Consider the following 21,897-nt stretch of genomic DNA (forward strand, 5'->3'; position numbering starts at 1 on the left):
GGGCAGGTGGGTTGCGCGCCGCCCCGGGTTCGGGGGTGGGGCGGCGCGCGGGGGGGGTCTTAGATCTTGCCGACGAGGTCGAGCGAGGGGGCGAGCGTCTTTTCGCCTTCTTCCCACTTCGCGGGGCAGACTTCGCCCGGATGCGAGCGGACATACTGCGCCGCCTTCACCTTGCGCAGCAGTTCGGACGCGTTGCGGCCGACGCCTTCGGAGGTGATTTCGACATACTGGATCACGCCGTCGGGATCGACGACGAAGGTGGCGCGGTCGGCAAGGCCGGCGCCTTCGCGCATCACGCCGAAGTTGTTGGTGATCTGGCCGGAGGGATCGCCCAGCATCGTGTAGCGGATCTTGCCGACGGCCGGGGACGTTTCATGCCAGGCCTTGTGGCTGAAATGCGTGTCGGTGGAGACCGAGTAGATCTCGACGCCGAGCTTCTGGAACTCGCCATAGAGGTCGGCCATGTCTTCCAGCTCCGTCGGGCAGACGAAGGTGAAGTCGGCGGGGTAGAAGAAGAACACGGCCCACTTTCCGGCCACGTCGGCTTCGGTGACCTGGATGAACTTGCCTTCCTTGAAGGCCTGCGAGGTGAACGGCTTCAGCGTGCTTCCGATGATCGGCATGGGAACTCCCTTGGGTTGAATGGTTCGGGCGAGGCTGAGATAGGCAGCCGCGCGCCATGGGACAAATTGATATTGTGCAACCGCACAATCGATAAAATCGATCAATTCGCCGTTTGCATCGGCGGACTGCATCTGCGGATGCCTAGGCCGGCCGGCCGGCGGTTGCTTTGCGCTAAGTCATTCACTCGAACAAAGGCGGGTATCGCGCGCGGATTCTTGTGCAGCGCAGAAGTTTCTGGCGGGGCAGCTATGCGCTCAGTGCATGGAAAGGGGGGTGCCCGGTTGCCCGGGCACCCCCCTTTCGAATCCGGCGGTCGGGCCCGTCAGGCCTTTTTGAGGTGGCGGCGGCCCAGCAGTTCGGCGATCTGCACGGCGTTCAGCGCCGCGCCCTTCCTGAGATTGTCGGAGACGCACCACAGCGTCAGGCCGTTTTCGACCGTCGGGTCCTTGCGGACGCGGCTGACGAAGGTGGCATAGTCGCCCACGCATTCGACGGGGGTGACGTATCCCCCGTCCTCGCGCTTGTCGACGAGCATCACACCGGGGGCTTCGCGCAGCAGGCTCTGCGCCTTCGCGACCGAGATGGGGCGTTCGAACTCGATGGAGATTGCCTCGGAGTGGCCAACGAACACGGGGACGCGCACGCAGGTGGCGGAAACCCGGATATCGGGGGAGAGGATCTTGTTCGTCTCCTGAGCCATCTTCAGCTCTTCCTTGGTGTAGCCGTCGTAGCCGGTATCGGCGCCGACGAAGACATCGATGTGCGGGATCACGTTGAAGGCGATCTGCTTGGTGAACTTCTCGACCGTCTTGTCTTCGCCCACGAAGATGGAGCGGGTCTGGCTGAACAGTTCGTCCATGCCGGCCTTCCCCGCGCCCGAGACGGACTGGTAGGTGGAGACGACGACGCGGGTGATGCCGGCTTCATCGTGCAGCGGCTTCAGCGCGACGACCATCTGCGCGGTGGAGCAGTTGGGGTTGGCGATGATATTGCGCTTCTTGTAGCCGTCGATCGCATCCGGGTTCACTTCCGGCACGATCAGCGGCACGTCGGCTTCCATCCGGTAGAGCGAGGAATTGTCGATCACGACGCAGCCGGCCGCCGCCGCGCGCGGGGCGTGGATCTTCGTGGGGCCGGAGCCGGCGGCGAACAGGGCGATATCCCAGCCGGTGAAATCGAAATGCTCGATGGACTGGACTTTCAGGGTGCGGTCCGTCTCACCGAACTCGATGATGTCGCCCTGGCTGCGGGGCGAGGCCACCGCGGCGATGTCCGCCAGCGGGAATTCCCGTTCCGCCAGGATGTTCAGCATTTCGCGGCCCACATTGCCCGTGGCCCCGACGACGACGACCTTGTATCCCACAGTCATTCTCCGGCTTCATGCGGCTGCCATATGGCTGCGCCAAAGGGCAGCGCGGCGGATTGCCTTGGTGCGGCCCGCCCGTCAATGTCGCAATTTCCGTACGTGCAGGAGAATTCATGCGTTGGGTTGTTGTGACGGGTCTGGCCGCGTTGGCGCTGCTGATCCTGTTCTTCCCGCTTTCGGCCGCCACATCCTATCTGGCACCAGGGCTGGAGGCCGAGAGTGTGTCCGGCTCGATCTGGAACGGGCGGCTGCGCAACGCCCGCTATGCCGGGTTGCCGCTGGGCGATGTGGATGTCGGGCTTGATCCCGGCCGGCTGCTGAAGGGCGAGGCCAGCCTTCGCTTCGAGCGGCTGGGGCCGCGCCTGCAGGGCCGGGCGGGGGGCAGCCGCCAGTTGCGCCGGCTGGACGAGCTGAGCGGCGAGCTTCCGCTGCAATTGCTGCCCGCGCCTGCGCCCGCGATGGCGATCCGCTTTGATCAGGTGCATGTGGCCATGACGCCGCGCGGCATGTGCCGGTCAGCGGGCGGGCATGTCGCTGCCAGCCTCACCGGAATTCCCTTCCTGGGCGAATCCCCGCCGTTGAGCGGCACGCCGGCCTGCGACGGAGACAGGCTGTTCACGCCGTTGCGGATGCCCGGTGATCGTGCCGGGTTGGACCTGTGGCTGGCGGCGGACGGCAGCTGGGAAGGCCGGTTGCGCGTGCGGCCGGACAACCGCCTGGTGCTGGCGGCGCTGGCGGTGGCGGGATTCGCCATCGAAGCCGGCGACGCGACCCTTTCCGCGAGAGGACGGCTGCAACAGGGCGACATCCGGTTGTCACCCGCAGGTGAACCCATCGCCGATCCCGCTTGACCGCGGCTTCGCAACGGAGTCTTGTGCGGCCGATCACGAGAGGTGGAGGTTGGGGATGGCGTCTCAGCGCATGGTGGACGGTCTGGCGGAAATGCTGGAGCAGCGCTGGTGGCTGGTGGCCCTGCGCGGCCTTGCGGGGATCCTGTTCGGCATCCTCTGCTTTGTCAGCCCCTCGGTGGCCGGCTTCTCCCTGCTGTTCGTGTTCGCCATCTACTCCATCGTGGATGGCGGCTTCGGGCTGGCGGCGGCCTATGGCAAGGCGCGACGCGGGGAACGCTGGGTCTGGCTGGCGATCGAGGCGGTGGCCAACATCGTGATCGGTGTGCTGATGTTCGCGATGCCGGGCTTCGCGCTGACCTTCGTGTTCCTGCTGATCGCCATCCGCACCATCGTTTCCGGGCTGTTCCTGTTGCTGGCCGCGATGAAGCTGGACGGGGAACATGGGCGCGGGCTGCTGATGGTTTCGGGCCTGCTGAACCTGGCCTTTGCCGTGCTGCTGTTCGCGGCCCCGATGCTGGGGCTGAAGATCCTGATCTGGTGGATCGGGGCCTGGGCGATCCTGTTCGGGATCCTGCTGCTGGCGCTGGGCTTCAGGCTTCGGACGGCGGCGCAGCGGATGCGGGGCTAGCGCCCGCATCCCCTTCGGCCTGGTCGGCCGGATAGACGACGAGCTGCTTGATCAGGGTCTGCCCCACGACCGTCAGCGGAACGGCGAGGATGACGCCCATCGGGCCGAGGACGACGCCGGCGGCGATCAGCGAGAAGATGGTGAGCGCGGGCGGCAGTTCCGCCATGGTGGACTGCACCAGCGGGGTGACGATGTTTCCCTGCACCTGCTGCACCACGACGATGGCGATGATGGTCCACACGCCGGTTTCCGGGCTGATCGAGAAGCCGATCAGGATGGACGGAATGGCGACGACGATGGTGCCGAGATAGGGCACGAACTCGCACAGGCCGGCGACGAGGCCGATGGCGGGCGCGGCCGGGATTCCGACGAGCGACAGGGCGATTCCGGTGAAGGCGCCGACGAAGATCATGCTGACGCCCTGCGCCTTCAGCCAGCCGGAGATGGCGTCGGCGACGGCACGGACGACCTCCACCGTCTTGTGGCGGGCATGGGGCGGCACCAGGTGCAGGACGCCGCGGCCATAGAGGCGCGGCTGGGCGGCGAGGTAGATGCCCGCCACCAGCACCACGACGAGGCTGGTGAGGACGGTGCCGAGACTGGAAAACACCGTCTGCAGGATCGCGACGATCCGGCTGCCTTCCGGCACGAAACTGCCGGCGCTGGCGATGACCTCCCGGCCGAAGGGGGTTGTCTGCATCCAGGCCTGCAGATCGGCCCAGGCCTGGGGAATCTGATCGAAGAGGATGGCGAACTGGGCGGCCATCATGTTGCCGAACAGGGCGAAGGTGAAGACCAGGAACAGACTGGGCAGGAGCACAGCCAGCGTGAGCGCGGCCGGGAAGGGCAGGCGGAAACGGTGCTGCAGCAGGTTGGCGAACTTGTAGAAGATGAAGGCAACGAGCGCCGACGCCAGCAGCAGCAGGATCAGATCGGTCAGTCGCCACAGGATCACGGCGAAGCCGATGCCCGCGGCCACGACCAGTGTGCGGCGGAAGATGGTGAGATCCGTCACTGGCGCGCCTTGCCCCTTCATGCCCTGCTCCTGCATCTGCCGGTTCCATAGCGGGACTGGGGCGCTTGACCAACTGCCGCGCGACGGCTTTGTTCGGGCGCATGAGCCGCCCGGACTGGATCGGACAATCGCTGCGCTTCGGCCTTGTCGCGCCGCTGGTGTTCGCCGTGGACTGGGGGGTGCTGACGCTGCTGGCGGGGCAGGGCGTGCCGCCGCTTGCCGGGCGGGTGGGTTCGCTGGCCGCTTCCGTCTGCGTGGGCTTTGTCGCCAACAGATTCTTCACCTTCCGCGCGGCCGGACGGCCCGGCCTTGCGGAATTCGGCCGCTATCTGCTGGCGGCGGCGCTGGGCATGGCGGTGAATTACGGAACGTTCGCGCTGCTGCACCGGGCAGGCGCGCCAGACGCGGCGGCGATCGCGGGCGGCATGGGGGCGGCCGCGATCGTCACCTTCACGCGGTTCCGCGCGATCTTCAGGGGCTGATCCGTCAGCCCTGCCGGTCGCGCTGGCCCAGCAGCCGCAGGCGCAGGGCATTGAGCTTGATGAAGCCCTTGGCGTCGCGCTGGTCGTAGGCGCCCTGGTCGTCCTCGAACGTCACGATCTTCGGGCTGTAGAGGCTGTAGGGCGACTTGCGGCCCACCACCTGCACGCTGCCCTTGTAGAGCTTCAGGCGAACCGTGCCCGTCACCTTTTCCTGGCTGTGATCGATGGCGGCCTGCAGCATTTCCCGTTCGGGCGCGAACCAGAAGCCGTTGTAGATCATTTCGGCATAGCGGACGGCGAGTTCGTCCTTCAGGTGGGCGGCGCCGCGATCCAGCGTGATGGATTCGATGCCGCGGTGGGCGGCGTGCCAGATGGTGCCGCCGGGCGTTTCATACATGCCGCGCGACTTCATGCCGACGAAGCGGTTTTCCACCAGATCGAGGCGGCCGACGCCGTGCAGCTTGCCGAGGTCGTTCAGCTTTTTCAGCAGGGTGGCGGGGGAGAGGCCCTCTCCGTTGACGGCGACCGGATCGCCGCGCTCGAAATCGATGGTGATGTATTCGGGCGTGTCTGGCGCGGTTTCGGGATTGTCGGTGCGGGAATAGACATAGTCCGGAACTTCTTCCCACGGATCTTCCAGCACCTTGCCTTCGGACGAAGTGTGGAGGAGGTTCGCATCCGTCGAGAACGGGCTTTCGCCGCGCTTGTCGCGCGGGATCGGGATCTGGTGCGCTTCGGCGAAGGCGATCAGCGCCTCGCGGCTGGTGAGATCCCATTCGCGCCAGGGGGCGATGATGCGGATGTCGGGCGCGAGGGCGTAGTAGCCCAGTTCGAAGCGGACCTGATCATTGCCCTTGCCGGTGGCGCCGTGGGAGACGGCATCGGCGCCCACCATCTTCGCGATCTCGATCTGGCGCTTCGCGATCAGCGGGCGGGCGATGGAGGTGCCCAGCAGATACTGGCCTTCATAGAGCGCGTTGGAGCGCATCATGGGGGCGACGAAATCCTTCACGAATTCCTCGCGCAGATCGTCGATGAAGATCTGTTTCACGCCCATCAGTTCGGCCTTGTGGCGGGCGGGCTCCAGCTCCTCGCCCTGGCCGAGATCGGCGGTGAAGGTGACGACTTCGCAATTGTAGGTGGTCTGCAGCCACTTCAGGATCACGCTGGTATCGAGGCCGCCCGAAAAGGCCAGCACCACCTTCTTCACCGAATCGCTCATGTCTGTTCGCGCCTGTCTCGTGAAAGGGAATGGAAACGCGCCCGCGCATAGGGGGCGCGGGCCGTGCGCGCAATCGGGGCCTGCCGCGCGGGCCGGCGTGAAGGTCCGGCGGCTGCGGCGAAGCGTTGGCGCCCTGCCTTGTGGTGGCCACAATGGCGCTTTATCAGCGCAGCCTGCCGATGCACGCCCCCAGCAACAAGCGAAAACCCCCGAAGAAGCGGCGTTCCGCTTTCGCCCGCCTGATCACCGGCCTGATCGGCTGGGGCGTGGCGCTTGCGCTGCTGGGCGTGCTGGGGCTGGCCCTGGCGGTGGCGCTGACCATGTCGTCGCTGCCGACCTACCAGGAACTGATGAAGAGCCCGCAGGGGCAATCGGTGGTGATCCGCGCGGCGGATGGCACCGAGCTGGTGACGGTGGGCCCTAGCTATGGCCGCTGGCTGCCCTATGCCGAGATCCCGACCGAGATGGTGGAGGCGATGAAGGCGGTGGAGGACCGCCGCTTCGACTGGCACCCCGGCGTGGACCCGATCGGGATGGCGCGCGCGCTGAAGGCCAATATCCAGGCGGGCGAGACGGTGGAGGGCGCCTCCACCATCACCCAGCAGCTGGCGCGCAACCTGTTCCTGACGCGGGACCAGACCTTCATCCGCAAGATCCGCGAGCAGATCGTGGCGCTGGCGATGGAGCGCAGGTTCACCAAGCAGCAGATCATGGAACTGTATCTGAACCGCGTCTATTTCGGCGGCGGGGCTTACGGCATCGATGCGGCGAGTCGCAAATTCTATGGCCATCCGGCGACCGAGCTGGATCTTGCCAAATCCGCGATCATCGCCGGGCTGGTGAAGGCCCCCAGCCGATACGCCCCGACGGCCGACCCCGAGCGCGCGCGCGGCCGGGCGAAGATCGTGATTTCGACGATGGTGGATTCGGGCGCGATCGGCCCGGCGGAAGCGGCGGGCGCGAATGTCGATCTCGTCCGCTTCGTGGTGGACAAGGATCAGGGCGATGTCCGCTATTTCACCGACTGGGTGCTGACCCAGCTGGAAACGCTGACCGACGAGGCGGTGGAGCCGCTGGACGTGACCACCAGCCTGAACCCCCGCCACCAGGCCGCAGCCGAGGCTGCCGCCAAGGCGCAGCAGATCGGCGGCACGCAGGTGGGCATCCTGGCCATGCGCACCGACGGCGCGGTGACGGCGATGGTGGGCGGCCGCGATTATGCGACCAGCATCTACAACCGCGCCGTGACCGCCCGGCGGCAGCCCGGTTCCAGCTGGAAGCTGTTCGATTATCTGGTGGCGCTGGAAGAAGGCATGACGCCGGACAGCCGCGTGGTGGACGAGCCCGTGCGCATCAACGGCTGGAGCCCGCGCAATTCGAACGGCCGTTATCTGGGGGGGATGACGCTTCGGCAGGCGTTCGCGCTTTCGGTGAACACGGTGGCGGTGCAGCTGGGCCAGCGCTTCGGCTTTGAAAGCGTGGCGGCGATGGCGCGGCGCTTCGGCATCACCACGCCCATTTCAACCCAGCCCGCCATGGCGCTGGGGGCTTCGGAAACCACCCTGCTGCAAATGACATCCGCCTATGCCGCCATCGCGGGCGGCGGGGTGGAGGCGCGGCCCTGGGCGATCCAGTCGATCACCAGCGCATCCGGGCGGACGCTGTACAACCGGGAGCCGGAAAATCCGCGCATCCTGGTGGCGCCGTTCGTGGCCCAGTACATGACCGACATGCTGCGCGCTGCGGTGGAAACCGGCACCGGGCGCGCGGCCCAGATCGGCCGGCCGCTGGCGGGCAAGACGGGCACGACCAGCAGCAACAAGGACGGCTGGTTCATCGGCTTCACCCCGGAGCTTGTGGCGGGCGTGTGGATGGGCCGGGACGACGCGAAGGCGGTTCGCGGGCTGGCGGGCGGGCAGGCGCCCGCGCGGGTGTTCGCCGCCTTCATGAGCCGGGCGCTGACGGGCGTGGCCCCCACGCCGCTGAACGACCAGGTGGAGCTGCCCGAATTCGCCACCGAGCCGGACGCCGAGGCCTATGGGCTGGCGCCGGACGGGGCGTTTGGCGCGGACGGCGCCGCCCGGCCCGATCCGGGCCGTCTGGACCCGAGCCTGGTGCCCGATGCCGTGCCGCCGCCGGTGAAGGAGGAGCCGCAGGTGCTGACCGACGGCTGGATCGAGGACGTGACGGCCGGCGCGGCGAAGCAATAGCTTGGCAAGCGCGTTGCCCGGCCTCTAGATGGTTGAAACCATATCAGGGGATATCCGCCATGACACGCCCGGCTTTCGCCGCTCTTCTGCTCGCCGCTTCGCCCGCCGGCCTTGTGCTGGCCGCTTCGCCCGCCGCCGCCGAGGTAACCGTGATCCAGGCGGACCGGGTGCTGGCCGAGCCGGGGAAGGCGCCGCTGGGGCCGACTTCCATCGTGGTGGACAAGGGGCGGATCGTGGCGCTGCTGCCGGGCCGGCAGGCGCCCGCGGGCGCGAAGGTGATCGACCTGGGCAGCCGCTTCGTGCTGCCGGGCCTGATCGACAGCCATGTGCATCTGGACAGCGACGCCGGCGGCGAGGCGGCGCTGGTTGAAAGCGTCACATCCTCTGCCGGGACGAGCGCGCTGAGGGCCCAGTGGAACGGGATGAAGACGCTGAACGCGGGCTTCACCACTGTGCGCAACCTGGGCGACGGTTCGGGCGCGACGCTGGCGCTGCGCGACGCGATCGCCGCGGGCTGGGTGCAGGGGCCGCGCATCGTGGATGCGGGGCGGTCGATCTCTGTCACCTCGGGCCATATGGACGCGACCAACAGCATCGCGGAGGATCTGCACGGTTCGATCGGGCAGGAAAATTTGTGCGACGGCGTGGATGCCTGCCGGCAGGCGGTGCGGATGCAGGTGCGGCGCGGGGTGGACGTGATCAAGATCGCGACGACGGGCGGCGTGAACAGCCGCATCGGCGCGGGCCTGGGCCAGCAGATGTTCCCGGATGAGGCGAAGGCGGTGGTGGAAACCGCGCACCTGCACGGGAAGAAGGTGGCGGTGCATGCGCATGGCACCGACGGCATCAACGTGGCGCTGGCGGCCGGCGCCGACAGCATCGAGCATGGCACGATGCCCAACGACGAGACGCTGAAGCTCTTCAAATCGTCTGGCGCCTATTATGTTTCGACGCTCTCCACCATCAACGGCTACAAGGAGCGTCTTGCAAAGGACCCGAACGCCTATCCGCCCGCCGTGCTGGAAAAGGTGAAGTGGCGGCTGGAGATCACTGGCAAGGCGCTGGAAAAGGCTGTGCCCGCGGGCGTGAAGATCGCCTTCGGCACCGATGCGGGCGTATCCAAGCACGGTCGCAACGCCGACGAGTTCGAGCTGATGGTGCAGCACGGCATGACGCCTGCGACCGCCATCGTTGCCGCCACCACCAACGCGGCGGACCTGCTGGGGGTGAAGGACATCGGCGCGCTGCGCCCCGGTTATCATGCCGACATCATCGCCGTGGCCGGCGACCCGCTGGCGGATGTGAAGGTGCTGAAGACGGTGGATTTCGTGATGAAGGGCGGGGATGTGGTGAAGGGCCGCTAGCGCGCGCCATCACTTTCCCTTCGCGCTTGCAGCAATAATCCGCTAGGGCGCGCGGCATCATGCTCAACATCTCCGGCATCACCGTGCGCCTTGGCGGGCGCACCATCATCGATCGCGCGACGGCAGCCCTGCCGGGCAGGAGCCGCATCGGGCTGATCGGGCGGAACGGCGCGGGCAAGTCCACGCTGATGAAGGTGATGATGGGCTTCATCGAGCCGGATGAGGGCCGGCTGGAAATGCCGCGCGGCACGCGCATCGGCTATATCGCGCAGGAAGCGCCCGACGGGGCAACGACGCCGATCGAGCTGGTGCTGGCGGCCGACACCGAGCGCGCGGCCCTGCTGGCCGAAAGCGAGACCTGCGAGGACATGGACCGTTTCGGCGAGATCCACGAGCGGCTGATGGCGATCGACGCCTATGCGGCGCCTTCGCGGGCGGCGCGGATCCTGGTGGGGCTGGGCTTCGACGAGGAGATGCAGAACCGGCCGCTTTCCAGCTATTCGGGCGGGTGGAAGATGCGCGCGGCGCTGGCGGCGCTGCTGTTTTCCGAGCCCGACCTGCTGCTGCTGGACGAGCCTTCGAACCACCTCGACCTTGAAGCGACGATGTGGCTGGAGAATTTCCTGAAATCCTATCCGGCCATGATGGTGGTAATCAGCCACGAGCGCGATCTGCTGAACAATGTGGTGGACCAGATCCTGCACCTGGAGGGCGGCAAGGCGACCCTTTACACGGGCGGCTACGACAGTTTCGAGCGGCAGCGCGCCGAACGGCTGGCGCAGCAGGCGGCGGCGAAGGCCGCGCAGGATGCGCAGCGGGCGAAGCTGCAGGATTATATCGCCCGCAATTCCGCCCGCGCGTCCACCGCGAAGCAGGCGCAATCCCGCCAGAAGGCGCTGGCGAAGATGCAGCCCATCGCCGCGGTGGTTGAAGACCCGACGCTGAGCTTCGACTTCCCCAGCCCCGACGAACTGAAGCCGCCGATGATCACGACCGACGGCGCGGCAGTCGGCTATGAGCCGGGCAAGCCGATCCTTTCGAAGCTGAACGTGCGGATCGACCCGGACGAGCGGCTGGCGCTGCTGGGCCGGAACGGCAACGGCAAGACGACGCTGGCGCGGATGCTGGCCGGGCAGCTGAAGCCGATGGAGGGCGAACTGCACGCGCCGGGCAAGCTGAAAGTGGGCTATTTCACCCAGTATCAGGTGGAGGAGCTGGACGGCGCCGACACCCCGCTGGAGCATATGACCCGCGCCATGCAGGGGGCTTCGCAGGGGGCGGTCCGCGCGCAGCTGGGGCGGTTCGGCTTTTCCGGGCCGCGCGCCACGCAGAAGGTGGGCGAAATGTCAGGGGGTGAACGGGCCCGGCTGGCGCTGGCGCTGATCACGCGCGACGCCCCGCACCTGCTGATCCTGGACGAACCGACCAACCACCTGGACGTCGACACGCGCGAGGCGCTGGTGCAGGCGTTGAACGGCTTTGGCGGGGCGGTGGTTCTTGTTTCCCACGACCGGCACATGCTGGAACTGGCCGCGGACCGGCTGCTGCTGGTGGACAGCGGCACCGCGAAGGAGTTCGCGGGTTCGCTGGACGACTACACCGACTTCATCCTGGGCCGGAAGCCGAAGGGCGCCGAAAAGCCGAAGCAGCCGGCCGCGCCGCCGCCGAAGCAGGCGCAGAAGAAGCAGAAGGGGGTGCGCTGGTAGGACGCACTGCCTATCCGGCAGGCGTTCCTTCGGCTTCAGCCTCGATCCTTTCCCGCAGCTGCTGCAGGCAGGCGCGGGAAAAGCGCAGCATGTTGTGCAGGCGATCCGTTTCGCCCGTTTCCAGCGTGTGGGAAACGGCGCCTGCGGGCCCCGCGACTGCGTGGCAGCAATGGCCCGGCGCGTCGCCATAGGGGTTTCCCGAAGGGCCTGTGGCGCCGGTTTCGCCAAGGCCCCAGGTGGCGCTGAATCGCGTGCGGGCGCGATCCGCGAGCACACGGGCATAGGCTTCGGTCGCGCCGCGCAGGCCGCGCACCTCTTCCCGTTTCAGATCGAGCAGGCGGTGGCGGGCGCGGGGCGTGTAGATGACGCCGCCGCCGAGATAGAAGGCGGATGCGCCCGGCACCGCGAGCAGGGCGGCGGAGATCAGGCCGCCGGTGCTGCTTTCGGCGACCGCGAGCGTGTGGCGGCGGGCCATCAGCAGCGCGGCGACCTGCCGGGCGTCGGCCAGAAGGTCGTCGAAGGTCAGGGGATGTCGCCTTTCCACTGGTCGCGCAGCTCGCGCTTCAGGATCTTGCCGATGGCGCTGCGCGGCAGTTCATCGACCAGTTGCACGGCGGCGAGGCGCTGCACCTTGCCGACGCGTTCGTTGGTGAAGCTTCGCAGATCCTCGGCGTCTGCGCCGGGGGCGACGACGAAGGCGACGGGGCTTTCGCCCCAGGCGCGGCTGGGGATGCCGACAACGGCCACATCCTTCACTTGCGGATGTTCGGCCAGCACCTGTTCGATATCGATCGGATAGATGTTGAACCCGCCGGAGATGATCATGTCCTTGGCGCGGCCCATCAGCTCGACGAAGCCGTCCTCGTCTCTTCGGGCGAGGTCGCCGGTGCGGATGAAGATTCGGCCATCGGGGTGGATCCACTGGGTGGCCTTCGTCGCCTCTGGCCGGTTGGCGTAGCCCGACATGGTGGCGCCGGAATAGCCGATGATCTCGCCCACTTCACCCGGCGCGGCCTCTGTGCCGTCTTCCTTCACGATCAGAAGTTCCACCCCGGGGAAGGGACGGCCGATGGTGTGCAGCTTTTCCGGATGTTCATGCGCGACGAGGGCGGTGCCGCCGCCGCCTTCCGTCATCCCCCAATATTCGATGAGCCCGCCCGGCCAGCGCGCCAGGACATCCGCCTTCAGATCGGCGGCGAAGGGGGCCGAGGTGCAGAATTTGCAGCGATAGCTGGAAAGATCGAAGCTGCCGAAATCGGGCAGGTCCATGATGCGGCGATACTGCACCGGCACCAGCATGGAATGGGTGGCGCGCACCGCCTGCGCCAGTTCCAGGAACTGGCGGGCCTCGAACTTCGGCATCATCACCAGATGCCCGCCCCAGGCCAGCGTGGGCAGCGCGGAGACGAGAGTGGTGTTGGAATAGAGCGGGGTTGCAAGGAGGGTGACGCTGTCGGCCGCATAGCCGACGGCGGCACCGCCCAGAAGCTGCGACCAGCGCATCGCCCAGCTGTGGATGATGCCCTTGGGAACGCCGGTCGTGCCGGAGGAATAGATGATGTTGAAGGGCAGCTTCAGCAGCGCTTCATCGGGGATCGTCAGCGGCGCGGGCGGGCCATCGGCCAGCCAGTCGTCCAGCGCCTCGATCATCTGGATGCGGGCCGTGAAGGCGATATGGGCGAGCGCATCGGCGTTGGCCTGATCGAGGAACAGGAGCGGCGCGCCGGAATCGGATACCATCGCCTGCAGCTGATCCGGCGTGGCGCTGGGCGGCATGGGCGCGACGGCGACGCCGGCCATCAGGGCGCCCATGTAGAGCGCGACATAATCGGTGTTGGTGTAGCTGATGATGGCGATGGCCTGGCCGGGCGCGATGCCGTCGCGCTGGAGGCTGGCGGCGACGCGGCCCGCGCGGTCGGCCAGCTGCGCCCAGCTGAGGGTGGCGCCGGATACGGTGATGGCGGGCGCATCGGGCCGGGTGCGCGCATGGTCGCGGACGAGATCGCCGATGCGGCGGAAGGGTGGTTCGGCTGTCATGCGAGGAAACCCCTGAGCGCCGACACCAGCGCCAGCGGCTGATCGGCCATCACATGGTGGAAGGCTTGCGGGATGGGAATGAGCGGGCTGCCGGCGGGCAGCCGCCGCGCCATGTCGGCCACGAGGCCGCCATGCACCAGATCCGACTTTTCGCCCCACATCAGCGCCGTGGGGCATTTCGGGTTCAGCAGCAGATCGACCCCGGCGTTCATTTCGAATTCGCTCCACAGGAAGGGATCGAATTTCCAGGTGAAGCCGCCGTCCGCCGGGCGGATGGAGTTGCGGGCGATGAAATCGGCGATGAAATCGTGGGTGGTGGGTTGCGGCGGCGCCCAGCGGAAGCGGGCCAGCGCGTCGGCCTCCGTCGGGTAGATGGTGTGCGGCCTGGCATCCCCGCCGCTGCCGCGCGGACGGCGGCGCTGCTGCAGATCGAAGGGCGTGTCGAGGATGATCGCCTGGCGCAGCGGCGCGCCTTCGCGGTTGGCGAGCGCCATCATCGGGAAGCCGCCGAAGCTGTGGCCGAGGATGGTGAAGGGGCCGGTTTCCATCAGGCCGGCGGCTTCAGCCACGGCGAGGATTTCGGCCACGAACAGATCGACCGTGTAGCGCGGGCGGTGATCGGATCCGCCCATCCCGCTCCAGCTGAGGGTCGCCACGCGGTGGGTTTCGGCGAGGAAGGGGGCGATGAAACGCCACCAATCCGCATGGGCGCCGTTGCCGTGGAGCAACAGGAGGCCCGGCTTGCCGCGCGGCCCCCAGGCCAGCCATTCGATGCCGGCGCCTTCCACCTGGAGCCGGTGGCGTTCATGCGGGGCCTCGACCGCGTCGATGAACCATTGCGGCGCCGGCGGCCGCGCGCCGGCATAGGCGGCCAGCGGCGGCGCGAGCGCGGGATCGGCCGCCTGGGCGGCCTTATTCATAGGGCCGGTCTGCCCACCAGGGGAAGAAATCGGGCATGTTCGCCGAGACCTTGTCCGGATAGACGGCCGGGCGCTTTTCCAGGAAGCTGACGACGCCTTCCTTCGCATCGCCCTGCCGCCCGCGCGCGTAGATGGCGCGGCTGTCGATCTTGTGCGCCTCCATCGGGTGATCCGCGCCCAGCATCCGCCACAGCATCTGCCGGGTGAGCGCGACCGAGACGGGCGCGGTGTTGTCGGCGATTTCACGCGCGAGGGCGATGGCCGCGGGCAGCAGCTGATCGGGGGCCACCACCTGCCGCACGAGGCCGCCTTCGAGCGCCTCCTGCGCGCCGAACACCCGGCCGGTTGCGCACCATTCCATCGCCCGGCTGATGCCGACGAGGCGGGGCAGGAACCAGCTGGAGCAGGCTTCCGGCACGATGCCGCGCCGGGCGAAGACGAAGCCAAACTTCGCATCGGTGCTGGCGATGCGGATGTCCATCGGCAGCTGCATGGTGACGCCGATGCCGACGGCCGCGCCATTGATGGCGCCGATCACCGGCTTCAGGCTTTCGAAGATGCGCAGGGTGCACAGGCCGCCGCCGTCGCGCACGGCCGGATGGCTGTAATCCACCGTGCCGTCCGCGCGGACGGGGGAGCTGCCCTGCGGGCGCGTGCTCTGATCGTCGGTGCGGGCGTCATAGTCGAAGGTTTTCGCGCCGGCCGACAGGTCCGCGCCGGCACAGAAGGCGCGGCCCGCCCCGGTGACGATCACGGCCTTCACATCGTCGTTCGCGTCCGTCTCGTCGAAGGCGGCGATGATCTCCTGCATCATGCGGCCGGTGAAGGCGTTGAGCTTGTCGGGCCGGTAGAGGGTGAGGATGGCGATGCCGTCCGCGATCTCCAGCTTCGTTTCCTGCCGTTCCATGGCAGCGCCGCCCATCACAGCCGCTCCACGATGGTGACGTTGGCGAGGCCGCCGCCTTCGCACATCGTCTGCAGGCCATAGCGGCCGCCGCGCGCCTTCAGCGCATGCACCAGCGTCGCCATCAGCTTGGTGCCGGAGGCGCCCAGCGGGTGGCCCAGCGCGATCGCGCCGCCGTTGACGTTCAGCTTCGCCGGATCCGCGCCCAGTTCCTTCAGCCAGGCGACGGGCACGGAGGCGAAGGCTTCGTTCACTTCATAAAGGTCGATGTCGTCGATCTTCATGCCGGCCTTCTTCAGCGCGGCGCGAGTGGCGTTGATGGGGGCTTCCAGCATCACCACCGGATCCTCGCCGATCACCGTCAGCGAATGGATGCGGGCGATGGGATCGACGCCGAGCTTCTTCAGCCCCGCTTCGTTCACGACCAGCACGCCCGAGGCACCGTCGCAGATCTGCGACGAGGTGGCCGCCGTGAGTCGCCCGCCCTCGGACAGCAGCTTCACTGCCTTCGTGGCCTCAAGTGTGGCTTCGAAGCGGATGCCTTCGTCCACGATATGCTCGACGGGGTTGTTCTCGGCGTCGAGGCCCTGCACCGGCACGATCTCGTTCGCGAAGGCATTGGCCTTTGCGGCGGCCGCGCCGCGCTGCTGGCTGAGGAAGCCGAACGCATCCAGTTCATCCTTCGAGAGATCATATTTCTTCGCGATCATCTCGGCGCCGGCGAACTGGCTGAACTGGATGCCGGGATAGCGCTTCTGCATGTTGGGCGAGACATAGGTGCCGGCGCCTGCGTCCATCGCCGCCTTGAACGGCAGCGCCATGGGCACGCGCGTCATGCTTTCGACGCCGGCTGCGATCACCACATCCATCACGCCCGACATCACGGTAGCGGCGGCGAAGTGCAGCGCCTGCTGCGAGGAGCCGCACTGGCGGTCGACCGAGGTGCCCGGCACCGATTCGGGGAGCTTCGAGGCGAGCACGGCGTTGCGCGCGACGTTCGTGCTCTGCTGCGCGAACTGGTTCACGCAGCCCATGATCACATCCTCGAACAGGGCCGGATCATGATCCCCCACCAGATCGTTCAGCACCTGCGCGGCGAGATCCGCCGGGTGCCAGTCCCTCAAACGGCCGCCCTTGCGACCGCCCGCCGTCCGCCGCGCCTTCACGATATAGGCCGTGCCCATCCTGCATCTCCCGCATGGTTCCAATGTTCTGCCGACCTTGCGCCTTGTGGCAGGCCCGTGTCCCCTCGCTTTCTTGGGAAGGCGGCGCTTGCCTTTGGCGGCGCGGGCGGCGAGGATTCGGGTGCAATCGGGCCGGGGGAAGGCCTTGGGGGAGGGCGGACGGATGCGGAAGCTGTTGCTGGCGCTGGTGCTTCTGGGGGTGCTGGCGGGGGGTGCCTGGCTGTGGCTGAAGGAGCCGGTTGCCGAGACGCGCGAGGCGGCGCTGAAGGCGTTCCCGATCTACAGCATCGTTCGCGCGCGCAACGAGCAGCTGCTGCGCCTCGCCCATGACGGGCGCAACGGTTCGAACCTGCTGGTTCACCGCACCGGCCTTTCGGGCCCGCGGGACCGCACGATCACCACGCCGAACAATGACACGCTGTATTCCACGGCCTTTCTGGACCTGGCATCCGGCCCGGTGACGCTGACGATCCCGAAGCTGGACGGGCGCTATGCCAGCGTGGCGGTGATGGATGCCCGCACGGACAATGTGTTCATCCTTCGGGAGACGGACGAGGGGCGCGTGACCATCGAGTTCGGCAACGGAAAGGCGGGCGCAGTTCCGCCGGCGGGCGCTGTTTCGCCGGCGGGCGGAGAACCTGATCGGCGCTATCGCGTGCCGTCGAAGGAGGGCTGGCTGCTGATCCGCACGCTGGTGGATGGGCCGGCGGACCTGCAGGCCGCCCGCGCGGCCCAGGCGGGCTTCTTGCTGGATGTGCCTGAATCCAGCCGCCGACCGCAGCGGGAGGCCGTCGTGCTGCCTGTGCTGCCGGACCCCGCGACCCTGCTGCGCGGGGTGAATCCGGTGATTGCGGAAAACCCCTATCTGGCGGCGCCCGCGCTGGCCGCGACGGGCTATGGCGGCGGGACGGAGGCGTTCGACGAGCTGCCCTTATGGCTGCAATGGCTGTGGCGGATCCTGCTGCCGCGGGTTTTCGACAGGCTGAAAACCGGGCTGAACGAGGGGGCGCGCACCACCGGCGACGGATGGTCCAGCCCGCCGCCCGCAATCGGCACCGCCGAAGCGACGGATGCCGTGCGATCCGCCGTGGCGCTGGGTGGGCTTGCGGCGCTGCCGAAAAGCGAGGCGGTCTACTGGATGGCGGTTCTCGATTCCGGCGGGCGTGACCTGGATGGCGCGGGGCGCTATCGCCTGACCATCCCGGCCGATGTGCCGGTGCGGGCCTTCTGGAGCCTTGCCCTCTATGAGCGGCTGCCCGACGGGCGATTGTTCTTCGTGGAGAATCCGATCGATCGATACGCCATCGGCAACCGCACCCCGGATCTGAAGCGCAATGCCGACGGAAGCCTGACGATCGCCATCCAGCCGACCGATCCGGGGCCGGGGGCGAACTGGCTGCCCTCCCCGCCCCGGGGGCCGTTCAGCCTGGCCTTCCGCGCCTATCGGCCCGAGGCCCCGATCCTTTCGGGCGGGTGGCGGCTGCCGGCCGTGGAGCGGGTGGAGTAGGCAAACGAACGGAGCCGTTCTAAGGCTGGGCCATGGCCGACATGCTGAAGATCGCCGCCGCCCAGCTGAACCCTTCGATGGGGGATCTGGCGGGCAATGCCACCGCCATGCTGCGCGCCCGGGCGGCCGCACCGGGGGCCGACCTGATCGTGACGCCCGAGCTTTCCATCATCGGCTATCCGCCGGAGGATCTGGTGCTGAAGCCCGCGCTGCATACGGCCGCGATGGCGCAGCTGACGCGCATGGCCGAGGCGACGGCGGACGGCGGGCCGGCGATGCTGGTGGGCACCAGCTGGGCGACGGACCGGGGCCTGCACAACGGCTTTGCCCTGCTGGATGGGGGCAAGGTTGCGGGCGTGACGCTGAAGCACGACCTGCCCAACTATGGCGTGTTCGACGAGAAGCGCGTGTTCGTGGCCGGGCCGCTGCCCGAACCGCTGGACTTCCGGGGTGTGCGGCTGGGGGTGCCCATCTGCGAGGACATGTGGACGCCGGACGTTTCGAGCCATCTTAAGGCGCGCGGGGCGGAGCTGCTGCTGGTGCCCAATGGCAGCCCCTATGAGCTGGGGAAGGAGGACCGTCGGCTGGCGCTGGCGCGCGCGCGGGCGGCCGAGACGGGCCTTTCGCTTCTGTATGTGAACCGCAGCGGCGGGCAGGACGAGATCGTGTTCGACGGCGGCAGCTTTGCGGTGAATGCCGATGGCGCCCTGATGGTGCGCCTGCCCGACTGGGACGAAGCGGTGGTGACGCTGGACTGGGCGCGGGGCGCGGGCTTTGCGCCCGGCACGACGCAGATGCCGGACAGCTATGAGGAGGAAATCTACCACGCGATGCTGGTGGGCCTGCGCGACTATGTGGGGCGCAACCGCTTTCCGGGCGTGGTGCTGGGGCTTTCCGGCGGGATCGACAGCGCGCTTTCGGCCGCCGTCGCGGTGGACGCGCTGGGGGCGGAGCGGGTGTGGTGCGTGATGCTGCCCAGCCGCTTCACGGGGCGCGAAAGCCTGGACGATGCGGCGCTGTGCGCGCAGATGCTGGGGGTGCGGCTGGACAATATCCCGATCGAGCCTGCGGTGACCGCAATGGAGATGATGCTGGCCGGGCAGTTCGCGGGCAAGCCGAGGGACCTGGCCGAGGAAAACGCCCAGTCGCGCCTGCGGATGGTGACGCTGATGGGGCTGTCCAACAAGTTCGGCCACATGCTGCTGACGACGGGCAACAAGAGCGAGATGAGCGTGGGCTATGCCACCATCTACGGTGACATGGCGGGCGGCTACAATGTGCTGAAGGACGCCTACAAGACGACGGTGTTCCGGCTTTCCCGCTGGCGCAACGCGCAGCGGCCGCGGCTGGGGCTGGGGCCGGACGGGCCGGTGATGCCGGAGCGGGTGATCACCAAGCCGCCGACGGCCGAACTGCGCGAGAACCAGCGCGACGATGATTCGCTGCCGCCCTATGATGTGCTGGACGCCATCCTGCACGGGCTGGTGGAAGAGGAACTGGCCGCCGCCGACATCGTGGCGCGGGGCGTCGCCGACCTGGAGACGGTGAAGCGCATCGAGCGGCTGCTGTACATCGCGGAATACAAGCGCCGGCAGGCCCCGCCGGGGGTGAAGATCGGGCCGCGCAACTTCGGGCGGGACCGGCGCTATCCGATCACGAATGCGTTCCGGACGGGGGTGTAGGGGTGCGGCGGCGAAGGAAGATGATCAGTCCGCCTGAGGCATGAACCCCTAGAAGCCGTTGCCGGCCTGGCCGGGTTGCAGTTCGTCGATGGTTTCGAACAGGCGGGTCAGCGCTTCGCGTTCCGCTTCCCCGATCTCGGGCCGCCAGATCTCGAACAGCAGGATCACGCGGGTTTCGGTGCCGCGGTTCCAGGCTTCATGTTCGAAGCTGTCGTCGAAGACGAGGGCCTTGCCCGGTTCCCATCGGCGGGTTTCCGGGCCGACGCGCAAGCCGCAATCGGCATTGGTGACGAGCGGAATGTGCACGATCAGGCGGGTGTTCAGCATGCCGGTGTGCGGCTGGATGTGGGTGCCGGGCTTCAGCAGGCTCCACAACGCCATGGGGGAACGGCCCCTTATGCGCGGGATGGGGGCTGCGGCGAGGGCTTCCATGGTGGCGGGGGCGGCGGCGGCGTGTTCGGAAACCACTTCGCCGTTGTTCCAGAAATAGTGCGCGCCCCAGCTTGGATCGTCTTTCAGGGGGTTGTTGGGGGCGGGGCGGTCGGTGCGGGTTTCGACATAGGGGCGGAAGTCGGCGCCGCCTTTCATGCGCTCGGCGAGTTCTGCCTGCATGGCGGGTGTTGCGGCTTCCACCTGGGGCAGCCAGTCGAACTCTTGCCGTTCGTAGAAGGCGCGCTGCGGCAGGCCGGGGAAATAGAACATGCTGGGCTGCTGCAGGTAGAGCTGCGTCTTGCCCGTGAGCAGGTCGATCGCGTGGGAGAGGCGGGGGAGCGACGAGACATCGCCCAGCGCATCCCGGAGGTGCGATTCGAAGCGGGCCGAGGACCGGGCGATCCATTGCTGGGCGCGTTGCAGGAAGGGCCCCAGTTCGGGCGGCTGCGGTTCCACCATCGCCTGGTTCAGCGCGGCGCGGAAGAAGCTGGTGGCGGCGCGGTCATCCCCCACGCGGCTTTTCACATCGCCCATGGCAAGCAGCGCGCCGACATGGCGCGGGTTCGCCGCCAGCGCGCGGGCGAGGGCCGCCTGTTCGCCTTCGGCATCGCCCGACAGCTGGGCGACCTGGGCCGCCAGCAGCGGCGGCGCTTCGGGCCATTCGCCGAGGATGGCGCGCGCCGAGGCGAAGTCCCGCCGGCCGAGGGCGGCGCGGACCTGATCCATCCGGGGATCGGGGCGGGTCTGGGTGCTCAGAGCTGTCCCTCCGGCACGGAGAAGGTGTCGCAGACGTTGGGGTCGCCCGATTCGAAGCCCTTCTTCAGCCAGCGGATGCGCTGTTCGGCGGAGCCGTGGGTGAAGCTGTCGGGCACGACGCGGCCCTGCATCTGGCGTTGCAGCGTATCGTCGCCGATGGCCTGCGCGGCGCGGACGCCTTCGGCGAAATCGCCTTCGTCGAGCAGGTTGCGGTTGTTGGCGGCCCAGACGCCGGCGTAGCAATCGGCCTGGAGTTCCAGCCGGACGGAGAGGGCATTGGCCTCGCTCCGGCCGGCGCGCTGCTGGGCGCGGGTGACCTGCTGGGAGGTTCCCGTGACCGTCTGGATATGGTGGCCGACTTCGTGGGCGATCACATAGGCGGCGGCGAAATCGCCGGGCGCGCCGAACTGGCGGGCCAGCTGGTCGAAGAAGCCGGTGTCGAGATAGACCTTCTGGTCTGCCGGGCAATAGAAGGGGCCGGAGGCCGCCGAGGCGCCGCCGCAGGCGGAGCGGATGCTGCCGTCGAACAGGACCAGACGGGGGGCGGGATATTGCTGGCCGCTGGCGGCGAAGATCTTGCCCCAGCTATCTTCCGTGGTGGCCAGCACCTTTGCGACGAAGCGATCCGTTTCGGTCTGCAACTGGGAGCCGCTGCCGGCCGGCGCGCCGGGGGCCTGGGCGGAAACCTGCGGCGACTGGGCCGGCTGGTTCGACTGGCCGCCCATGTTGCTGAACAGGAAGATGGCGCCCATCGCCACCACGATCCCGATGATGCCGAACTTCGAGCCGATCAGCGGCAGGAACAGGCCCAGCAGGCCGCCCAGCCCGCCGCCCATGCCGCCCGCGCCCTGGCCGGCACCGCCGAAGCCGATGCCGCCTTCATCCCGCCGGTTTTCGATGTTCCCGCTTTCGCGCTGGTCGTCGAGCCGCATGCCTGTCCCTCCGTTTCGGGATGGCACGATAGGCGAAGCGACCGGCGGATGCGAGCAAAAGGGCACAGGCCGCGG

The 21,897-nt window shown here is 68.0% G+C and carries 19 protein-coding genes; 8 read left to right on the plus strand and 11 right to left on the minus strand.

Features of this window, described 5'->3' with window-relative positions; genetic code table 11:
- Window positions 1–59: 59 nt before the first annotated feature.
- Window positions 60–623 (minus strand): alkyl hydroperoxide reductase subunit C, encoded by a 564-nt coding sequence (ahpC, locus tag ACW9TV_RS04685; RefSeq protein WP_494304692.1) that lies wholly within the window; start codon window positions 621–623, stop codon window positions 60–62.
- Between the two features lie 323 nt (window positions 624–946).
- Entirely contained in the window at window positions 947–1,987 is a 1,041-nt protein-coding gene (locus ACW9TV_RS04690) for an aspartate-semialdehyde dehydrogenase (protein ID WP_494305034.1), read from the minus strand.
- A gap of 116 nt (window positions 1,988–2,103) precedes the next feature.
- Here ACW9TV_RS04690 and gspN point away from each other — a divergent pair, with 116 nt between their 5' ends.
- Together gspN and ACW9TV_RS04700 are read left to right on the plus strand one after the other, a co-directional pair.
- A complete protein-coding gene (gspN, locus tag ACW9TV_RS04695) occupies window positions 2,104–2,841 on the plus strand; it encodes a type II secretion system protein N (RefSeq protein ID WP_494304693.1) in 738 nt (245 codons plus the stop codon).
- Between the two features lie 55 nt (window positions 2,842–2,896).
- Complete coding sequence (locus ACW9TV_RS04700; RefSeq protein WP_494304694.1) at window positions 2,897–3,469, plus strand: HdeD family acid-resistance protein; 573 nt, start codon at window positions 2,897–2,899, stop codon at window positions 3,467–3,469.
- Here the strand turns inward: ACW9TV_RS04700 and ACW9TV_RS04705 are convergent.
- Window positions 3,432–4,505, minus strand: a complete 1,074-nt coding sequence (locus ACW9TV_RS04705; RefSeq protein WP_494304695.1) for an AI-2E family transporter — start codon at window positions 4,503–4,505, stop codon at window positions 3,432–3,434. The genes ACW9TV_RS04700 and ACW9TV_RS04705 overlap by 38 nt on opposite strands.
- Window positions 4,506–4,585: 80 nt before the next feature.
- Between ACW9TV_RS04705 and ACW9TV_RS04710 the strand changes: the two genes are divergently transcribed.
- A complete protein-coding gene (locus ACW9TV_RS04710; RefSeq protein ID WP_494304696.1) occupies window positions 4,586–4,966 on the plus strand; it encodes a GtrA family protein in 381 nt (126 codons plus the stop codon).
- A gap of 4 nt (window positions 4,967–4,970) precedes the next feature.
- Here the strand turns inward: ACW9TV_RS04710 and ACW9TV_RS04715 are convergent, their stop codons facing one another.
- Window positions 4,971–6,188 carry an argininosuccinate synthase gene (locus ACW9TV_RS04715; protein ID WP_494304697.1) on the minus strand — a complete coding sequence of 406 codons (1,218 nt, stop codon included), beginning with the start codon at window positions 6,186–6,188 and terminating at the stop codon, window positions 4,971–4,973.
- Window positions 6,189–6,340: 152 nt separating this feature from the next.
- Here ACW9TV_RS04715 and ACW9TV_RS04720 point away from each other — a divergent pair, with 152 nt between their 5' ends.
- From ACW9TV_RS04720 to ACW9TV_RS04730, 3 genes are read left to right on the plus strand one after another with little or no spacing between them, the layout of a single operon-like run.
- On the plus strand, window positions 6,341–8,398 hold the full coding sequence (locus tag ACW9TV_RS04720; protein WP_494304698.1) for a transglycosylase domain-containing protein: 2,058 nt from the start codon (window positions 6,341–6,343) through the stop codon (window positions 8,396–8,398).
- A gap of 59 nt (window positions 8,399–8,457) precedes the next feature.
- On the plus strand, window positions 8,458–9,762 hold the full coding sequence (locus ACW9TV_RS04725; protein WP_494304699.1) for a metal-dependent hydrolase family protein: 1,305 nt from the start codon (window positions 8,458–8,460) through the stop codon (window positions 9,760–9,762).
- A 59-nt stretch (window positions 9,763–9,821) separates the two neighbouring features.
- The gene (locus ACW9TV_RS04730; protein ID WP_494304700.1) at window positions 9,822–11,468 is read left to right on the plus strand and encodes an ABC-F family ATP-binding cassette domain-containing protein; all 1,647 of its coding nucleotides are present in this window, start codon (window positions 9,822–9,824) and stop codon (window positions 11,466–11,468) included.
- A gap of 10 nt (window positions 11,469–11,478) precedes the next feature.
- Here ACW9TV_RS04730 and ACW9TV_RS04735 read toward each other — a convergent pair whose 3' ends face one another.
- Genes ACW9TV_RS04735 through ACW9TV_RS04755 form a run of 5 tightly spaced genes read right to left on the minus strand, consistent with a single transcriptional unit; the run spans window position 11,479 to window position 16,513 of the window.
- Window positions 11,479–12,012, minus strand: coding sequence for a CinA family protein (locus tag ACW9TV_RS04735; protein ID WP_494304701.1), 534 nt, complete (start codon window positions 12,010–12,012; stop codon window positions 11,479–11,481).
- Window positions 11,991–13,505 carry a class I adenylate-forming enzyme family protein gene (locus tag ACW9TV_RS04740; RefSeq protein WP_494304702.1) on the minus strand — a complete coding sequence of 505 codons (1,515 nt, stop codon included), beginning with the start codon at window positions 13,503–13,505 and terminating at the stop codon, window positions 11,991–11,993. Before ACW9TV_RS04740 ends, ACW9TV_RS04735 begins: the two co-directional genes overlap by 22 nt.
- The gene (locus ACW9TV_RS04745; RefSeq protein ID WP_494304703.1) at window positions 13,502–14,425 is read right to left on the minus strand and encodes an alpha/beta fold hydrolase; all 924 of its coding nucleotides are present in this window, start codon (window positions 14,423–14,425) and stop codon (window positions 13,502–13,504) included. The genes ACW9TV_RS04740 and ACW9TV_RS04745 overlap by 4 nt, the downstream gene beginning before the upstream one ends.
- Window positions 14,418–15,347 carry a crotonase/enoyl-CoA hydratase family protein gene (locus ACW9TV_RS04750; RefSeq protein WP_494304704.1) on the minus strand — a complete coding sequence of 310 codons (930 nt, stop codon included), beginning with the start codon at window positions 15,345–15,347 and terminating at the stop codon, window positions 14,418–14,420. Before ACW9TV_RS04750 ends, ACW9TV_RS04745 begins: the two co-directional genes overlap by 8 nt.
- Entirely contained in the window at window positions 15,347–16,513 is a 1,167-nt protein-coding gene (locus ACW9TV_RS04755) for an acetyl-CoA C-acetyltransferase (RefSeq protein ID WP_494304705.1), read from the minus strand. Before ACW9TV_RS04755 ends, ACW9TV_RS04750 begins: the two co-directional genes overlap by 1 nt.
- Window positions 16,514–16,676: 163 nt before the next feature.
- On the opposite strand from ACW9TV_RS04755, the gene ACW9TV_RS04760 reads away from it, so the two are divergent.
- Together ACW9TV_RS04760 and ACW9TV_RS04765 are read left to right on the plus strand one after the other, a co-directional pair.
- Window positions 16,677–18,020, plus strand: coding sequence for a DUF1214 domain-containing protein (locus tag ACW9TV_RS04760; protein WP_494304706.1), 1,344 nt, complete (start codon window positions 16,677–16,679; stop codon window positions 18,018–18,020).
- Window positions 18,021–18,052: 32 nt separating this feature from the next.
- Window positions 18,053–19,702 (plus strand): NAD+ synthase, encoded by a 1,650-nt coding sequence (locus ACW9TV_RS04765; RefSeq protein WP_494304707.1) that lies wholly within the window; start codon window positions 18,053–18,055, stop codon window positions 19,700–19,702.
- Window positions 19,703–19,750: 48 nt separating this feature from the next.
- On the opposite strand, the gene ACW9TV_RS04770 is transcribed toward ACW9TV_RS04765, so the two are convergent.
- Window positions 19,751–20,890, minus strand: a complete 1,140-nt coding sequence (locus ACW9TV_RS04770; protein WP_494305035.1) for an aspartyl/asparaginyl beta-hydroxylase domain-containing protein — start codon at window positions 20,888–20,890, stop codon at window positions 19,751–19,753.
- A complete protein-coding gene (ypfJ, locus tag ACW9TV_RS04775; RefSeq protein ID WP_494304708.1) occupies window positions 20,887–21,822 on the minus strand; it encodes a KPN_02809 family neutral zinc metallopeptidase in 936 nt (311 codons plus the stop codon). The genes ACW9TV_RS04770 and ypfJ overlap by 4 nt, the downstream gene beginning before the upstream one ends.
- Window positions 21,823–21,897 lie beyond the last annotated feature (75 nt).

Source organism: Sandaracinobacter sp. T42 (assembly GCF_059115405.1).

Coding starts and splice junctions, on each gene's coding strand:
- ahpC (WP_494304692.1), bottom strand. CDS start 623: ATGCCGATCATCGGAAGCACGCTGAAGCCGTTCACCTCGCAGGCCTTC.
- gspN (WP_494304693.1), top strand. CDS start 2,104: ATGCGTTGGGTTGTTGTGACGGGTCTGGCCGCGTTGGCGCTGCTGATC.
- ACW9TV_RS04700 (WP_494304694.1), top strand. CDS start 2,897: ATGGCGTCTCAGCGCATGGTGGACGGTCTGGCGGAAATGCTGGAGCAG.
- ACW9TV_RS04705 (WP_494304695.1), bottom strand. CDS start 4,505: ATGAAGGGGCAAGGCGCGCCAGTGACGGATCTCACCATCTTCCGCCGC.
- ACW9TV_RS04710 (WP_494304696.1), top strand. CDS start 4,586: ATGAGCCGCCCGGACTGGATCGGACAATCGCTGCGCTTCGGCCTTGTC.
- ACW9TV_RS04715 (WP_494304697.1), bottom strand. CDS start 6,188: ATGAGCGATTCGGTGAAGAAGGTGGTGCTGGCCTTTTCGGGCGGCCTC.
- ACW9TV_RS04720 (WP_494304698.1), top strand. CDS start 6,341: ATGGCGCTTTATCAGCGCAGCCTGCCGATGCACGCCCCCAGCAACAAG.
- ACW9TV_RS04725 (WP_494304699.1), top strand. CDS start 8,458: ATGACACGCCCGGCTTTCGCCGCTCTTCTGCTCGCCGCTTCGCCCGCC.
- ACW9TV_RS04730 (WP_494304700.1), top strand. CDS start 9,822: ATGCTCAACATCTCCGGCATCACCGTGCGCCTTGGCGGGCGCACCATC.
- ACW9TV_RS04740 (WP_494304702.1), bottom strand. CDS start 13,505: ATGACAGCCGAACCACCCTTCCGCCGCATCGGCGATCTCGTCCGCGAC.
- ACW9TV_RS04745 (WP_494304703.1), bottom strand. CDS start 14,425: ATGAATAAGGCCGCCCAGGCGGCCGATCCCGCGCTCGCGCCGCCGCTG.
- ACW9TV_RS04750 (WP_494304704.1), bottom strand. CDS start 15,347: ATGGGCGGCGCTGCCATGGAACGGCAGGAAACGAAGCTGGAGATCGCG.
- ACW9TV_RS04755 (WP_494304705.1), bottom strand. CDS start 16,513: ATGGGCACGGCCTATATCGTGAAGGCGCGGCGGACGGCGGGCGGTCGC.
- ACW9TV_RS04760 (WP_494304706.1), top strand. CDS start 16,677: ATGCGGAAGCTGTTGCTGGCGCTGGTGCTTCTGGGGGTGCTGGCGGGG.
- ACW9TV_RS04765 (WP_494304707.1), top strand. CDS start 18,053: ATGGCCGACATGCTGAAGATCGCCGCCGCCCAGCTGAACCCTTCGATG.
- ypfJ (WP_494304708.1), bottom strand. CDS start 21,822: ATGCGGCTCGACGACCAGCGCGAAAGCGGGAACATCGAAAACCGGCGG.